Annotated in this window: 13 protein-coding genes; 10 read left to right on the top strand and 3 right to left on the bottom strand. The window is 71.3% G+C overall.

Going from position 1 to position 11360, the window contains the following annotated elements; genetic code table 11:
• Window positions 1–14: 14 nt before the first annotated feature.
• The 9 genes from AC3RCE_RS21130 (at window position 15) to AC3RCE_RS21090 (ending at window position 9088) form a co-directional block, all read left to right on the top strand.
• Complete coding sequence (locus AC3RCE_RS21130) at window positions 15–1640, top strand: PepSY-associated TM helix domain-containing protein (protein WP_492253872.1); 1626 nt, start codon at window positions 15–17, stop codon at window positions 1638–1640.
• Window positions 1641–1707: 67 nt separating this feature from the next.
• Window positions 1708–2358 carry a nickel uptake transporter family protein gene (locus AC3RCE_RS21125; protein WP_492253871.1) on the top strand — a complete coding sequence of 217 codons (651 nt, stop codon included), beginning with the start codon at window positions 1708–1710 and terminating at the stop codon, window positions 2356–2358.
• A 6-nt stretch (window positions 2359–2364) separates the two neighbouring features.
• Window positions 2365–2676, top strand: a complete 312-nt coding sequence (locus AC3RCE_RS21120) for a DUF3649 domain-containing protein (RefSeq protein ID WP_492253870.1) — start codon at window positions 2365–2367, stop codon at window positions 2674–2676.
• Complete coding sequence (locus AC3RCE_RS21115) at window positions 2673–3035, top strand: DUF3325 domain-containing protein (protein WP_492253869.1); 363 nt, start codon at window positions 2673–2675, stop codon at window positions 3033–3035. Before AC3RCE_RS21120 ends, AC3RCE_RS21115 begins: the two co-directional genes overlap by 4 nt.
• Window positions 3036–3197: 162 nt before the next feature.
• On the top strand, window positions 3198–3833 hold the full coding sequence (locus AC3RCE_RS21110) for a hypothetical protein (protein WP_492253868.1): 636 nt from the start codon (window positions 3198–3200) through the stop codon (window positions 3831–3833).
• Entirely contained in the window at window positions 3833–5113 is a 1281-nt protein-coding gene (locus AC3RCE_RS21105; RefSeq protein ID WP_492253867.1) for an efflux RND transporter periplasmic adaptor subunit, read from the top strand. The genes AC3RCE_RS21110 and AC3RCE_RS21105 overlap by 1 nt, the downstream gene beginning before the upstream one ends.
• A gap of 41 nt (window positions 5114–5154) precedes the next feature.
• Window positions 5155–7140 (top strand): MacB family efflux pump subunit, encoded by a 1986-nt coding sequence (locus AC3RCE_RS21100; protein WP_492255420.1) that lies wholly within the window; start codon window positions 5155–5157, stop codon window positions 7138–7140.
• A 35-nt stretch (window positions 7141–7175) separates the two neighbouring features.
• Window positions 7176–8582 carry an efflux transporter outer membrane subunit gene (locus AC3RCE_RS21095; RefSeq protein WP_492253866.1) on the top strand — a complete coding sequence of 469 codons (1407 nt, stop codon included), beginning with the start codon at window positions 7176–7178 and terminating at the stop codon, window positions 8580–8582.
• A 44-nt stretch (window positions 8583–8626) separates the two neighbouring features.
• Window positions 8627–9088 carry a transcriptional repressor gene (locus tag AC3RCE_RS21090; protein ID WP_492253865.1) on the top strand — a complete coding sequence of 154 codons (462 nt, stop codon included), beginning with the start codon at window positions 8627–8629 and terminating at the stop codon, window positions 9086–9088.
• A 92-nt stretch (window positions 9089–9180) separates the two neighbouring features.
• Here the strand turns inward: AC3RCE_RS21090 and AC3RCE_RS21085 are convergent, their stop codons facing one another.
• The 3 genes from AC3RCE_RS21085 to AC3RCE_RS21075 all read right to left on the bottom strand — a co-directional run bounded on the left by AC3RCE_RS21085 (window position 9181) and on the right by AC3RCE_RS21075 (window position 10159).
• On the bottom strand, window positions 9181–9675 hold the full coding sequence (locus tag AC3RCE_RS21085; RefSeq protein ID WP_218296110.1) for an HU family DNA-binding protein: 495 nt from the start codon (window positions 9673–9675) through the stop codon (window positions 9181–9183).
• 219 nt (window positions 9676–9894) lie between these two features.
• A complete protein-coding gene (locus AC3RCE_RS21080; RefSeq protein WP_218296109.1) occupies window positions 9895–10059 on the bottom strand; it encodes a hypothetical protein in 165 nt (54 codons plus the stop codon).
• Window positions 10028–10159 carry a hypothetical protein gene (locus tag AC3RCE_RS21075; protein WP_255591040.1) on the bottom strand — a complete coding sequence of 44 codons (132 nt, stop codon included), beginning with the start codon at window positions 10157–10159 and terminating at the stop codon, window positions 10028–10030. Before AC3RCE_RS21075 ends, AC3RCE_RS21080 begins: the two co-directional genes overlap by 32 nt.
• Before the next feature lie 189 nt (window positions 10160–10348).
• On the opposite strand from AC3RCE_RS21075, the gene AC3RCE_RS21070 reads away from it, so the two are divergent.
• The gene (locus AC3RCE_RS21070) at window positions 10349–11359 is read left to right on the top strand and encodes a M14 family zinc carboxypeptidase (RefSeq protein WP_218339722.1); all 1011 of its coding nucleotides are present in this window, start codon (window positions 10349–10351) and stop codon (window positions 11357–11359) included.
• Window position 11360 lies beyond the last annotated feature (1 nt).

Raw genomic sequence — 11360 nt, 5'->3', positions numbered from 1 at the left:
CGGAGTGATCTGCCATGAAAGAAGGCTTTCGCCAGTGCATGGCCTGGCTGCACACCTGGGTCGGGCTGGTGGTGGGCTGGGTGCTGTTCTTCGTGTTCGTGACGGGCACGGCCGGCTACTTCGCGCACGAGATCGACCGGTGGATGCGCCCCGAGCTGCCCTTGGACACCGCTGCCGCGGCGGTGGAACCGCACCGGGCGGTCGCGCTGGCGCAGGCCTACCTGCAGGCCAACGCGCCGCCACAGTCGCAGGACTGGTCGGTGCAGCTGCCCGGCCAGCGCGGCAGCAGCGCACTGAGCGTGAGCTGGCGCGAGCCGCCCGCAGACGGCAAGCCCGGCGCGCGCGGCCGCTTCGTGCGCCGAACGCTCGACCCCGCCACGGGCCAGGCAGCCGCCGAGCCCGTGGTGCGCAAGACCGGCGGCGGCCACCTGCTGTACCGCATGCACTACATGCTGCACTACGTGCCGTACGACGTGGCGATCCGCCTGGTGGGCGTGTGCACCATGCTGATGCTCATGGCCGTGGTGACCGGGGTCATCACGCACAAGAAGATCTTCGTGGACTTCTTCACCTTCCGGCCGGGCAAGGGGCAGCGCTCGTGGCTGGACGCGCACAACATCATCAGCGTGACGGCGCTGCCGTTCTTTCTGATGATCACGTACAGCGGGCTGGTGTTCTTCCTGTTCCAGTACATGCCGGCGGGCCTGGCGGCCAGCCACTATGCGGGGAACGCGCAGGTGTTCTACGACGACCTGCTGCAGCGACCGGCCGCTGTGGATGCCACTGTTTCCGCGCAGCCGCTCACCGCTTTGGCGCCGCTGGTGGCCCGGGCCGAGGCGCAGTGGGGCGCGGGCCAGGTGGCGCGCGTGGGTGTGCAGCAGCCCGGGCGCGCCGATGCCGACGTGCAGCTGGTGCGCGTGGCGGGCGGGCAGATTGCCGGCAGCGACCGGCTGCGCTTTCATGCCCGCACGGGCGAGGCCCTGCCGCCCAAGGCCGAGGACGGCGCGGCCCGCGAGACGCAGGACGTCCTGCTGGCCCTGCACGAAGGCCGCTTTGCAGGGCCCGTGCTGCGCTGGCTGTACTTTGCGAGTGGCCTCTTGGGCTGCGCGATGATCGCCACCGGCCTCGTGCTCTGGACCGCCAAGCGCCGCACCCAACAGGACAAACGGGCCCGTACGGGCAGCAAGCCCGAGTTCGGCTTTCGGCTGGTGGAGTGCCTGAACATCGGCACCGTGGCCGGCCTGCCCGTGGCCGTGGCCGCGTACTTCTGGGCCAACCGCCTGATCCCGGCGGACTTCGCCACCCGCCGCGAGTGGGAGGCGCACGTGCTCTTCATCACCTGGGGCGTGCTGCTGCTGTACCCGGCCTTGCGCACGCCGCTGCGCGCGTGGCTCGAATCGCTGTGGCTGGCCGCCGCCGCCTTCGCGCTGCTGCCCCTGCTCAATGCGCTGACCACCGACCGCCACCTGGGCGTCACTCTGCCTGCGGGCGACTGGGTGCTGGCGGGGTTCGACCTGACGATGCTGGCGCTGGGCGCCTGCTTTGCGGTCGCTGCACGCCGGGTGCGCCGCAGGCAACGGGCCGCTGCGGTGACGCCCACTCGCGCACGCGGTGCCGTGGTCGCCAGTGCCGCCAGCTAGCGCGCCGCAGCCCTTCTTCCACGCTTTCTCTTTCTTCTTTTTCTTCTCGATTTTCAAAGGAGTCTCCATGTTCAAGAAAACCCTGCTCGCCGTCGCCCTGTCCGGCATCGCCCTGTCTGCCACCGCCCACCAGCTGTGGCTGGAGCGTGACGCCACCGGCCCCGTGCGCGTGTACGTGGGCGATGCCGACAGCGAGCACGACAAGGGCGCCGAGGTGGCCAAGCTGGCTGCCACCACCCAGGTATTCACCACCGACCGCAAGCAAACCGCCAAGCTCACCGCCAAGGAAGAATTCCTGGAGGCCGACGTAACCGCTGCCGGCGACGTGCGCCTGTCCAACGACCAGGTCTGGAAGCCCTGGAAGGCCAAGGACGGCAGCTTCCAGGCCGCCGTGTTCAACGCACGCGCCGGCCGCAGCGAGACGCAGGCCGTGCTCGACTACGAGCTGGTGCCGGTGGCCGCCGGTGGCAACACCTTCACGCTGGTGTTCAAGGGCCAGCCCGTGGCGAACAAGACCGTCACGGTGATCACGCCCGACAAGTGGACCAAGGGCTTCAAGACCGATGCGGCCGGCCGCGTCGACGTGCCGGTGAACGGCAAGGGCCGCTACGTGCTCGTCAGCACCCACGAGGCACCTGCCGTGGGCGATGTGGTCATTGCCGGCCAGAAGGTGGCCAAGCTGGGCTACACCACCACGCTGACCTTCGTCGTGCAGTAAGCCGCCATGGCCACCGCACACGCAGGCTCTGCCGCGCGCTACCGCTGCATGGTGGCCAGCCGCGCCCTGGCGGCGGCCCTGGGCGGCTATGCGCTGGCGTCGCTGTTCACCGCGGTGCTGGCCGTGGGGCTGCCCCGCGTGTCGGACACCAGCCGCGCCAGCGCGCTGCTCACGGCCACCCTGCTCAGCTTTGCGGTGTATGCGGCGGCGGTGATCTGGGCCTTCAGCGCACGCAGTGCACTGCGCGCCTGGGCCGGGATCGCCGTGCCGTCGGCCGTGCTGGCCGCTGCGCTCTGGGCGCTGAAGGTGGGTGCATGACGGCGGCGATCTGGGCGGCACCGCTGGCCGCGCTCACGCTGTCGTTCAGCGGCATGGCGGGCCTGGCGCTGGCCATGGACCGCCACCACGAACAGGTCACCGGCCGCAGCGAGGTGCCGCGCACACGGCGCCGGGTGCTGCGCTGGGCGGGCAGCCTGCTGCTGGCGCTGTCCCTGGCCGCCTGCATCGGGGCCTGGGGCGCCACCGTGGGGATGACCGCCTGGTGCGGCCTCCTCACGGCGGGCGGCCTGCTGGTGGGTGTGCTGCTGACCTACGCGCCGCACCTGGCGGTGCGGGTGTCGGCGGCCACGGTGCTGGTGGCGGGCGTGTGCCTTGTGGGGTCCGCGGCCGGGCGGTAGGCACCAGCGGCGCCGCTTTGGGGGGCGTTGGCAAAAAAAGTCCCGAACAGCGTGCCCTTTTTTCCGTCTCGTTGGTCATAGGCAGTAGGTGCAGTGCGCGGGCCCTGCAGCCTGCGCCGTTGGCGGCCTGCGTTTTTTTCATCTTCGTTTTTCGACCCAGCCATGTCTTCACTCTTTGCCTCACCTTCCGCCGCCGCCGGTGCCTTGCTTGCGCTGGCCGCCTGCGCCTGGGCGGGCCACGCCCATGCCGACTATGTGTGGCTGCAGCGCGACGGGGCCCAGGCCCGCGCCTACGCCGGCGAGCTGCCCCGCCGCAGCGCGGCGCTGCCCCCCCTCCAGGCGCCGCGCGCCTACCTGGCCGACGGCAAGGACCTGCCCGTGGCGCCGCAGGCCGGCCACATCGACATCACCGTGCCGGGCGGGGACGACCTGCGCCTGAGCACCTTGCACATCACCGGCCACGGCGCGGTCACCTACTACCAGGCCCGCAGCGGCCGCACCGAGACCCGCGCCGCCAACGACCTGGAGCTGGTGCCCACCACGCCGGGCGGCAACACCTTCAAGCTGGTGTGGAAGGGGCAGACCGTGGCGGCATCACAAGTGAACGTGGACACCAGCGCCGGCTGGCGCCGCACGCTGGCCCCGGCGGCCGACGGCACGGTGCAGCTGGACACGCCGTTCCCCGGCCTCTACGTGCTGGAGGTCAGCGCCAAGGTCAACGGCTCGGTCACCGTGGACGGCAAGAAATTCGACGACGTGCGCCACACCGCCACGCTCAGCTTCGAGGTGCCCCGCTGATGGCCCCGACCCCACCCAATACACGCACCGCACGCACGACCCTGAGCGTGGGCGCCCTGGTGGTGCTGGCGGTTGCCATCGCCGCCGGCGCCTGGTGGTGGACGCGGCAGCCCGCCATGGTCTACGACACCGTGCCCGTGGTCCGCGGCGACATCGAGGCCACGGTCAGCGCCATCGGCACGCTGCAGCCGCGCCGCTATGTGGACGTGGGCGCGCAGGTGTCGGGGCAGATAACGCGCCTGCACGTGCAGCCCGGCACCGAGGTCAAGAAGGGCCAGTTGCTGGTGGAGATAGACCCCAGCGTGCAGCAGGCCACGGTGGACGGCGCGCGCGCCGCACTCGCCGGCCTGCGGGCGCAACTGGCCGAGCAGCAGGCCCAGCACCGCCTGGCCCAGCAGCAGCAGGCCCGCCAGCAGCAGATGGAGCGTGAAGGCGCCACGCGGCTGGAAGATTTGCAGACGGCAGAGGCCGCGCTCGCATCGGCCGCGGCGCGCATCGACCACCTCAAGGCGCAGATCGACCAGACCCAGGCGAGCCTGAAGGCCGACGAGGCGCGCCTGGGCTACACCCGCATTTATGCGCCCATGGCCGGCACCGTGGTGGCGCTGGAAGCGCGCGAGGGGCAGACCCTGAACGCCACCTACCAGACGCCCAACATCCTGCGCGTGGCCGACCTGTCGACCATGACGGTGTGGACCGAAGTCTCCGAGGCCGACATCCGCCGCGTGCGGGCCGGCCTGCCGGTGTACTTCACCACGCTGGGCGGGCAGGCCGACGCCGCCGCGCGCCGCTGGCGCAGCACCGTGCGCCAGGTGCTGCCCGCGCCGCCCACGCCCGAGGCCAAGGCCGCGGGCGGCGCCAACGCGCAGGCCGCCGCGAGCAAGGCCGTGTCGTACACCGTACTGTTCGACGTGGACAACGCCGACGGCGAGCTGATGCCGCAGATGACCGCGCAGACCAGCTTCGTCACCGCGCAGGCGCAGGGCGTGATCGCCGTGCCGCTGTCGGCACTGGCAAGCCCTGCCAGCGCGGCCGACGGCAAGGCGGCTGGCGCCGAGGGCGACGGTGACAACGCTGGTGCCGGCGCTGGCGAGAAGGCCGCCGCAGCCACCCACCGCGCCCGCGTGCTGCGTGCCGATGGCGTGGTGGAGCAGCGCGCTGTCGTCGTGGCCGTGAAAAGCCGCCACCTGGCCGAGGTGCGCTCGGGCCTGCAGGAGGGCGAGCAGCTAGTGACCGGCGAGCGCCCCGCGCGCAGCGGCCCGCAAAGGTTCAAGCTGTGACCGCAGGCGCCGGCATCCAACACGACACCCTGCACGGCGTCTTGCACGCCGCCCCTGGTGTGCCGCTGATCGAGCTGCGCGGCGTGCGCCGCCGCTACGGCGGTGGCGAGCAGCCCGAGGTGGAGGTGCTGCGTGGCATCTCGCTGTCCATCCACGCGGGCGAGTTCGTCGCCATCGTGGGCGCGTCGGGCTCGGGCAAGTCCACGCTCATGAACCTGCTCGGTTGCCTGGACAAGCCCAGCAGCGGCAGCTACCGCTTCCAGGGCGAAGACGTGGCGGGCTTCGACGCCGACCAGCTGGCCTGGCTGCGGCGCGAGGCCTTCGGCTTCGTCTTTCAGGGCTACCACCTGATCCGCGCCGAGTCGGCGTGCGAGAACGTCGAGGTGCCCGCCATCTACGCTGGCACCCCGCGCGAGGAGCGTACCCGCCGCGCGGCGGCGCTGCTGACGCGCCTGGGCCTGGCCGACAAGCTGCACCACCGGCCCACCCAGCTGTCGGGCGGGCAGCAGCAGCGCGTGTCCATTGCCCGGGCGCTGATGAACGGCGGCCGCATCATCCTGGCCGACGAGCCCACCGGCGCGCTGGACACCCACAGCGGCGCCGAGGTGATGGCGCTGCTGCACGAGCTGGCGGACGCGGGCCACACCATCGTGCTCATCACCCACGACCGCGAAGTGGCCGCCCAGGCGCGCCGCGTGATCGAGATCCGCGACGGCGAGATCGTGGCGGACAGCGGTGCTGCTGTGGCAAGGACGTTTGAAGAAAAAAATGCCTCTACCGCGCAACCAGCAAGCGCAAGCAGCTATAAAAATAGTAGCAAAAATTCCGGACGCGCCTTCTGGGCCGAACTGGCCGAGGCCGCCCGCTCGGCCTGGCGCGGCATGCGCATCAACCGCGCGCGCACCGGGCTCACGCTGCTGGGCATCGTCATCGGCGTGGCGTCGGTCATCGTGATGATGGGCGTGGGCGAGGGCGCCAAGCAGCGCGTGGTGGAGCAGATGGGCTCCATGGGCACCACCATCATGTACCTGGGCGCCAGCCACCCGCGCGAGGGCGGGCCGCAGGGCGAGATCACCGCAGAGGACCTGGAGGCCATCGCCCGCCTGCCCGAGATCGGCCACGTGATGCCCGTCATCGGCGACCCCATCCCCGTGCGCCATGGCAACGTCGAGCGGCAGATCTACGTGTTCGCCGCCAGCGAGGACATGCCCCGCGTGCACCACTGGAAAGTGGCCCAGGGCCGCTACTACAGCGCGGCCGAAGACCGCGACCTGGCGCCGCTGGTGGTGCTGGGGCACAAGGCCAGCGCGCAGTTCTTTCCGGACCACCCGAACCCGCTGGGCCGCCACCTGCTGATCGGCAACGCACCGTTCGAGGTGATCGGCGTGATGGCCGAGCGCGGCGCCGACTCGGGCGCGCAGAACTACGACGACATGGTGTTCATTCCCTACCAGTCGGGCCGCGCCCGCGTGTACCGCGTGCAGACCCAGCCCGACTACACCGTGGTCGCTGCCGCGTCGGTGGAGCAGGTGCAGGCGGCCGAGAAGGCCATGCACGCCCTGCTGCTGTCGCGCCACGGGCGCGAGGACTTTCGCATCGGCAACGCGGCGGCCAAGCTGCAGGCTGAGGCGCAGACACGCAACGCCATGACCATGATGCTGGGCCTGATCGCGGCCGTGTCGCTGGTGGTGGGCGGCATCGGCGTGATGAACGTGATGCTGATGACGGTGCGCGAGCGCACGCGTGAGATCGGCATCCGCATGGCCACCGGCGCGCGGCAGGGCGACATCCTGCGCCAGTTCCTCACCGAGGCCGTGCTCGTCACGCTGGTGGGCGGCGCGGCGGGCCTGGCCATCGGCCTGGCCGTGGGCGCGGTGCTCATCGTGTCGGGCGTGCCCGTGATCTTCTCGCTCACCGCCATGGGCGGTGCCTTTGCCTGCGCCGTGGCCACGGGGCTGGTGTTCGGCTACATGCCCGCGCGCCGCGCCGCCAGGCTCGACCCCGTGGTGGCCCTGGCCTCTGAATGATTGTGATGGTTGGTATGCGCACTTGTATTGCCTCTGTGTCCTGTCTTGCCGCTGGTGTGCTGCTGCTCAGTGGCTGCGCCGCGGTGCAGCCGCTGCCTGAAGATGCCGCTGCCGCTGCCGCACCCGCCTTGCCCGTGCACTGGACCAGCCCGGTGCCGCCCGCTCAGGGGGTGGCGACGGATGTCTCTGCGCTCGGCGTCGCAGAGCTCGACGCGCTCATCCGCGCCGCCCACGCGCAGAGCCCGGACCTCGCCGCCGCCATCGCGCGGGTGCAGCAGGCCGATGCCGTGGCGCGGGCCGCCGGCGCCAGCCTGCTGCCCGCCGTGACCGGCACGCTCGACGCCCGCCGCCAGGCCCGTGCCGGCGGGCAGGCCGAGGTGGCCGGCAACCAGATCGGCGCCGCACTCGTCGCCAGCTACGAGCTCGATGCCTGGGGCCGCCTGGGTGCCGAGCGCGCCAGTGCCCAGGCCCTGCGCACGGCCAGCGTGCACGACCGGGGCGCGGTGCAGATCACGCTGACGGCGGCGGTGGCGCATGCCTGGCTGCAGCTGGTGGGCGGGCGCGAGCGCCTGGCGATTGCCGAACTGAACCTGCACAGCGCCGAGCGCGTGCTGGCCGTGGTCGAGTCGCGCGCGCGCGCCGGGGCCGCCACGCAGCTCGAGCAGGCGCAGCAGCGCGGCCTGGTGGCCACGCAGCGGCAGGTGCTGGAGGCACGGCGCCAGCAGGTGTCGGGTGCGCACACGGCGCTGGCCGCTCTGCTGGGCCAGGCGCAGTGGCCGGTGGTGCAGGCCAGCGCGTTGCCCGCCACGCAGACGCTGGCGCCCGCTGCCGGGTCGCCCGCCGGCCTGCTGGTGCGGCGGCCCGACATCGCGCGGGCCGAGGCGCGGCTTCAGGCCGCCCACGCCGACGTGGCCGCAGCCCGCGCGGCGCTGCTGCCGCGCATCAGCCTGAGCGCCAGCCTGGGCACCGGGGGTAGCAACCTGCCGCGCGTGTTCGACAACCCGCTCTACAGCCTGGCCGCCGCGTTGGCGGCGCCCATCTTCAACGGCGGGCGCCTGGCCGCCGACCGCGATGCGGCCCAGGCACGGCAGGCCGAACTGCTGGCGCAGTACCGCTCCAGCATCGTGGCGGCCGTGAGCGATGTGGAGCAAGCCCTGCAGGCGGTGGCGGGCACGCAGGCGCAGCGCACCGCGCAGGCGCAGGTGGTGCAGCAGGCGCAGCGGGCGGCCACGCTGGCGCAGTCGCGCTACCGCGCCGGGGCCGAGACGCTGCTCACGCTGCTGGATGCGCAGCGCACCCTGTATGCCGCGCAGGACATGGCGGCCCAGCTGCACCAGGCCGAGTGGCAGGCGCAGGTGGCGCTGTACCGCGCGCTGGGCGGGGGCTGGCAGCCCGGTGCAGACGCCGGCCCGGACCGCGTGGCCGCCACCGTTCGGCCATGAGCGCGGCCATGAACGGAGGGGCGAGCGGAGGAACTGCCGCCCCAATGACGGGGCCCGTGAGCCTGCTGCAGCGGCTGCGCACTGCGGGGCTTCGCCCCACGACGGCGCGCATCGGCGTGCTGCAGGTGATTCAGACGGCGGGCAGCGCGGGCATCGGCGCGGACGACGCCTTTCACCAGATGCTGCTGCGCGGCACGCACGTGAGCACCAGCACGGTGTACCGCATCATCCACGAGCTGCAGACCCTGGGCGTGCTGCTGCACGACCGCAGCGACCGGCGCCACACCGTGTACCGCCTGCGGCCCTTTGCGCCGCCGCCGTCGGCCGACGTGCGCATGGCCTGCCGCCGGTGCGAGCGCTCGGCCACGCTGCCCGGCGCACAGCTGCGCAACGAACTGGAGCTGCGCGCGGCCGAGGTGGGCCTGCGGCCGCTGGTGGCGGGCCTGGTGCTGCAGGTGGACTGCCTGGGCTGCGACGGCGCCACGGGGCACTGCCAGCCCAACTGAGTCCACCGGAGCGCAATTGAGCCGCCCAAAGAAAAAGGACCAGACGCCCGGAGGCATCTGGTCCTTGTCGCTGGGGAGCGCGGGCTGATTTATCAGGCCGTTGCGTCCTTGAGCTTCTTCAGCGCGCGGGTCTTGATCTTCACCGCGGCGGGCTTGGCGGGGAACCAGCGCTCTTCACCGGTGAAAGGGTCCTTGCCGAAGCGCTTCTTCTTGGCGGGAATCTGCTGCAGGCCGATCTTCATGAGGCCGGGCAGCGTGAATTCGCCGGAACCCTTCTTGTGCACGGAGCCCAGGATGGTCGCTTCCAGCGCGGCCAGCACGGCCTTGGTGGCCTTGGGTTCCACGCCAGCCTGCTCGGCCAGGTGGGCGATCAGCGTGGTCTTGTTGAAGGCCGTCTTGATCGGCTTGATGCCCACGGCGACCGGCTTGGCCACGGGGGCGGCGGCCTTCTTCGCTGCTGGAGCGGCGGCTTTCTTCGCGGGTGCCGCTGCCTTCTTGGCGGCGGGTGCTGCCTTCTTCGCAGCAGCTGGAGCTGCCGCCTTGACGGTCTTCTTTGCGGGCGCTGGGGTTTTCTTTGCAGTTGCCATGATGATGATTCTTCTTTGCTTCAGAGTTGCAGTGTGCCTCCCCCCATTGAAGGGAAGGTGCGCAATTTTAGGTGCGACTGCGGCACACCCCGCAAATGTGAAGACCCGCCTGCGCCAGAGGCTTCTGAAACAGCGGGTGAAAGGCATGCCCGAAGCGGTGCCGGTGGGGCCGGCCGCATGCCCGCCGCCGCCGCGTGCGGGCGCTGCCGCGGGCCGCCGTCAGCGGTGTGCCGGCGTCTGGTGGCGCTGGCGCCACTGGTGGTAGCGCTGGCGCTGGAGCGCCAGCAGCTCCACCAGGCCCCAGGCCAGCGCGCAGCCGAGGGTGCCGCACAGCACGGCCAGGCGGCGCACTTCAGTCCTGCGCCGTGGCTGCTGCGTCTTCATGCGCCCATCCATCGGTGCGGGGCAGGTCGAAGCTCGGCCAGCCGGGGGCATCGAAGAGTTCATCCAGCAGCCGCTGCAGTCCGAGCCATCTCCAGAGCATGATCGTGTGCCTCTTTGAACAGGTTGTCTGCGGGCAAGTTAACGTGCTTGTGTGACAGTTCCGCGTCGTTTCGCTGAATTCATACAGGGCGCGCGATGGCGTTGCCGGTGCCTGCGGGCCGGGCATATGCTCGCTCTTCGTTGCACTGTCGCCCTGTCGCCCGGTTTCGCGCCACCCTTGCCACCCACCATGAACACGCTGCCCGAGTTGCTGGCGCTCGAAAAGATCATCGAACTCGGTGCGTCCCACTTGCAGGTGCGGGTGGTGCGGCAGGTGCAGACGGCCTCGGGCCACTGCTTTCCGATCCATGCCATTGGCCTGGGCAATCCGGCGCCGGACGTTCCGGCGGTCGGGTTCTTCGGTGGCGTGCATGGCCTGGAGCGCATCGGCGCCGAGGTGGTCCTGGCCTACCTGCAGAACGTGGTGATGCGGCTGCAGTGGGACACCACGCTGCACCGCCAGCTCGAGCACATGCGCATGGTCTTCATGCCCATCGTCAATCCGGGCGGCATGTGGGCCGCCACGCGCGCCAATCCGCGCGGCGTGGACCTGATGCGCAACGCGCCGGTGGACGCCACCGACCGGGTACCGCCGTGGATCGGCGGGCAGCGGGTGAGCGCGGGGCTTCCCTGGTACCGAGGGCGCGCGGGCGATGCCATGGAGCCGGAAAGCCAGGCCCTGTGCGAGGTGGCGTCCGAGGAGCTGCTGGCGCGGCCTTTCAGCATCGCCATCGACTGCCATTCGGGATTTGGCGCCCGGGACCGCCTGTGGTTCCCGTTTGCCCACACGCGCAAGCCCATCGCGCACCTGGCCGAGCTGCACGCGCTGCAGGAGATCTTCCTGCAGGCCCACAGCCACCACCCGTACGTCATCGAGCCGCAGAGCGCGCAGTACCTGGCGCACGGCGACCTGTGGGACCACCTGTACCTGCAGGCCTGCCGCGACGTGCCCGCGCACACGTTCCTGCCGCTGACGCTGGAGATGGGCTCCTGGCTGTGGATCAAGAAGAACCCGCGCCAGCTGTTCTCGCGCAATGGCATCTTCAACCCGCTCATCGACCACCGGCAGCAGCGCGTGCTGCGGCGCCATCTGTCGCTGCTCGATTTCCTGGCCCGCGCGGCCTGCAGCCACGGGCGCTGGGTGCCCGCACCGGGGCAGCGCGCGCAGCGCAGGGCGGATGCCCTGGCCGCGTGGTACTGAA

It is taken from the genome of Acidovorax sp. GW823-FHT05D11 (assembly GCF_058795695.1).
The sequence above is the reverse complement of the archived record's forward strand: the minus strand, read 5'-3'. Positions and strand labels throughout refer to the sequence as shown.